This window comes from Streptomyces sp. NTH33 (assembly GCF_003236365.1).
In the GTDB taxonomy this organism is placed as follows: domain Bacteria; phylum Actinomycetota; class Actinomycetes; order Streptomycetales; family Streptomycetaceae; genus Streptomyces.
On sequence record NZ_POTZ01000777.1, the window covers coordinates 1 to 1,998 of the forward strand.

The following is a 1,998-nucleotide window of genomic DNA, read 5'->3' on the forward strand; positions in this document are numbered from 1 at the left end:
CCTCGGCGCTGTGCGAGACCAGCACGATCCCGACCTTCCTGTCGTCACCCGCCTTGCCGTCACCCATGTCACGCCTCCACCGCGGCGGCTTCGGCGAGTGCCGCGATCAGCAGGGCGGACGACGTCGCACCCGGGTCCTGGTGCCCGATGCTGCGCTCACCCAGATAACTCGCCCGGCCCTTGCGGGCCAGCAGGGGGATGGTCGCCACGGCACCCTCCTCGGCGGCGGCGCGCGCCGCCGCGAAGCCGTCACCGAGCGCGTCCACGGCCGGCACCAGCGCGTCCACCATGGTCTTGTCGCCCGGCGCGGCCCCGCCCAGCGCCATGACCCCGTCCACGCCGGCCCTGAGCGCCTCGGCCAGCTGCTCCTCGCCCACCTCGGCGGCGTCCCCGAGCGCCTTGCCGGTACGGCGCAGCAGCGTTCCGTACAGCGGCCCCGACGCACCGCCGACCGTCGAGATCAGCCGGCGCCCGGCGAGGACCAGGATCGCACCGGGCGTGTCCGGCGCCTCCTTCTCCAGCGAGGCCCGCACGGCCGTGAAGCCGCGCTGCATGTTGATGCCGTGGTCGGCGTCCCCGATGGGCGAGTCGAGGGCGGTGAGCCGTTCCGCCTCGCGGTCCACGGACGCGGCGGTCGCCGTCATCCAACGGCGGAAGAAGTCGGCGTCGAGCACTGGATCTCCCTTGCGTGGTAGGTGGGTCGGAGGCGCTCTTCGGGGATCACATGCCCCACCGCAGGCCCGGCGTACTCACGGGTGCGTCCCACAGGCGCAGCAGCTCCTCGTCGATCTGGCAGAGGGTGACCGAGGCACCGGCCATGTCCAGCGAGGTGACGTAGTCGCCCACCAGTGTGCGGGCGACGGCCACACCCCGCGCGGCGAGCACCCGGTGCACCTCGGCGTTGAAGCCGTACAGCTCGAGCAGCGGGGTCGCGCCCATGCCGTTGACCAGTAGCAGCACGGGGTTGCCCGGGTGCAGGTCCTCCAGGATCGCGTGCACCGCGAAGTCGGCGATCTCACCCGAGGTCATCATCGGCCGCCGCTCCCGGCCCGGCTCCCCGTGGATGCCGATGCCCAGCTCCAGCTCCCCGGGCGGCAGGTCGAAGGTGGGGCTGCCCTTGGCCGGGGTGGTGCACGCGCTCAGGGCGACGCCGAAGCTGCGGGATTTCTCGTTGACCTGCCGGGCGATCGCCTCCACCCGCTCCAGCGGCTGCCCCTCGTCGGCCGCCGCGCCCGCGATCTTCTCCACGAACAGCGTCGCGCCGGTGCCGCGCCGCCCGGCCGTGTAGAGGCTGTCGGTCACCGCCACGTCATCGTTGACCAGGACCTTCGCCACCTGGATGCCCTCGTCCTCGGCGAGCTCGGCCGCCATGCGCTCGACCTCGGTGGTGAACCCCCCCGCCGGGACAGGCACCTCACGGTCCACCAGGCCGAGGCCGTGGGCGGTGGCGGCGCTCACCGGCAGGGCCTCGGTGGTCAGCCGCTCGGCGGTGGCGGCGCCGGTGCGGCGCGGCAGGCTGTAGGTCCAGAACTCGGAGCCGTACAGGCCCATCCGGCGGTAGTGCGGGTTGAGGACGGCGCCGGTGCGGCACCACACCTCGTCGGCGGCGAGGGCGAGCATGACGCCGCCCGCGGCCGCGTTGCCGCCGAGCGCGGCGACGACCAGCCGGTCGGTGGTGCGCAGCACCGCCTCCACCAGGTCGTCGATGGCGCCCAGGTTGGTCCACGACTCGGCGGCGGGGTCGTCGGACGCCTCGATGACGTTCAGGTGGATGCCGTTGGAGAAGAAGTCGCGGGTGCCGCCGAGCACCAGGACCGGGGTGGGGCGGGTGAGCGCGTAACGGTAGGCGGCGAGCAGCCTGCGGCACTGGCCGGTGCTCATCGCGCCGCCGGGGAAGGAGAAGGTGACGAAGCCGACGTCGCCGCGCTGCCGGTAGCGGATGTCGGTCCAGGTGCGCCGCTCGGGGGGCAGTTCGAGCGGGGCGGGCACCTCCGGGAG

The 1,998-nt window shown here is 73.7% G+C and carries 1 protein-coding gene and 2 pseudogenes; all 3 read right to left on the minus strand.

The window, feature by feature from the left end; genetic code table 11:
• Nucleotides 1-68 precede the first annotated feature (68 nt).
• Nucleotides 69-674 carry a dihydroxyacetone kinase subunit DhaL gene (gene dhaL, locus C1I97_RS36125; RefSeq protein WP_111007143.1) on the minus strand — a complete coding sequence of 202 codons (606 nt, stop codon included), beginning with the start codon at nucleotides 672-674 and terminating at the stop codon, nucleotides 69-71.
• A gap of 46 nt (nucleotides 675-720) precedes the next feature.
• Nucleotides 721-1,371, minus strand: a pseudogene (locus tag C1I97_RS42595) (dihydroxyacetone kinase subunit DhaK); the annotation flags it as partial.
• Nucleotides 1,372-1,386: 15 nt separating this feature from the next.
• Nucleotides 1,387-1,881 (minus strand): annotated as a pseudogene (locus C1I97_RS42600) (enoyl-CoA hydratase/isomerase family protein); the annotation flags it as partial.
• Between the last annotated feature and the right edge of the window lie 117 nt (nucleotides 1,882-1,998).